We start from the raw sequence: 1,214 nt of genomic DNA, 5'->3' as shown, positions 1-1,214 counted from the left end.
CTTAATGCTTAATGCATCACTATAGTTGATTACTCAACGATAGTTGCAACAACACCAGCACCAACTGTACGGCCACCTTCACGGATAGCGAAGCGTAAACCTTCGTCCATCGCGATTGGGCAGATTAGTTCTACAGTCATCTTGATGTTRTCACCAGGCATTACCATTTCAACGCCGTCTGGTAACTGTACGTCACCTGTTACGTCAGTTGTACGGAAGTAGAACTGTGGACGGTAACCTTTGAAGAATGGAGTGTGACGACCACCTTCATCTTTAGAAAGTACGTATACTTCTGAAGTGAACTTCGTGTGTGGAGTGATTGAACCAGGCTTAGCTAGTACTTGACCACGYTCAACGTCTTCACGCTTAGTACCACGTAGAAGTGCACCGATGTTCTCACCCGCACGACCTTCGTCTAGAAGCTTACGGAACATCTCAACACCTGTACAAGTTGTCTTCGTAGTTTCTTTGATACCTACGATTTCAACTTCGTCATTCACGTTGATGATACCAGCTTCAACACGGCCTGTTACAACAGTACCACGACCTTGGATTGAGAATACGTCTTCGATAGGCATGATGAATGGCTTATCGATGTCACGCTCTGGCTCTGGGATGTAAGAATCTAGTGCTTCTGCAAGCTCAACGATTTTGTCTTCCCACTCTTTCTCGCCTTCTAACGCTTTAAGCGCTGAACCTTGGATTAGTGGTAAGTCATCACCTGGGAAGTCGTACTCAGAAAGAAGTTCACGAACTTCCATCTCAACTAGCTCAAGTAGCTCTTCGTCGTCAACCATGTCACATTTGTTCATGAATACGATGATGTAAGGTACACCAACCTGACGAGAAAGTAGGATGTGCTCACGAGTTTGTGGCATAGGACCGTCAGTCGCAGCAACTACTAGGATTGCGCCGTCCATTTGAGCAGCACCAGTGATCATGTTTTTAACATAATCGGCGTGTCCTGGACAGTCTACGTGTGCGTAGTGACGAGTTGGAGTATCGTACTCAACGTGTGAAGTTGAGATTGTGATACCACGCTCACGCTCTTCTGGAGCGTTATCGATTGATGCGAAGTCTTTAGCTACACCACCGTATACTTTTGCAAGTACGTTAGTGATTGCTGCTGTTAGAGTTGTTTTACCGTGGTCAACGTGGCCGATTGTACCAACGTTTACGTGCGGTTTTACGCGTTCAAACTTTTCTTTTGCCAT

Annotated in this window: 1 protein-coding gene; it reads right to left on the bottom strand. The window is 45.9% G+C overall.

Translation table 11 applies throughout. The features are described from left to right. Nucleotides 1-29 precede the first annotated feature (29 nt). A complete protein-coding gene (tuf, locus tag IRQ78_RS20355) occupies nucleotides 30-1,214 on the bottom strand; it encodes an elongation factor Tu (RefSeq protein ID WP_054564107.1) in 1,185 nt (394 codons plus the stop codon).

The sequence above is a fragment of the Pseudoalteromonas simplex genome, from assembly GCF_015278155.1.
GTDB classification, from domain to species: Bacteria; Pseudomonadota; Gammaproteobacteria; order Enterobacterales; family Alteromonadaceae; genus Pseudoalteromonas; species Pseudoalteromonas simplex.
Note: the sequence above shows the minus strand (reverse complement) of the source record. Positions and strands in the feature narration are given on the sequence as shown.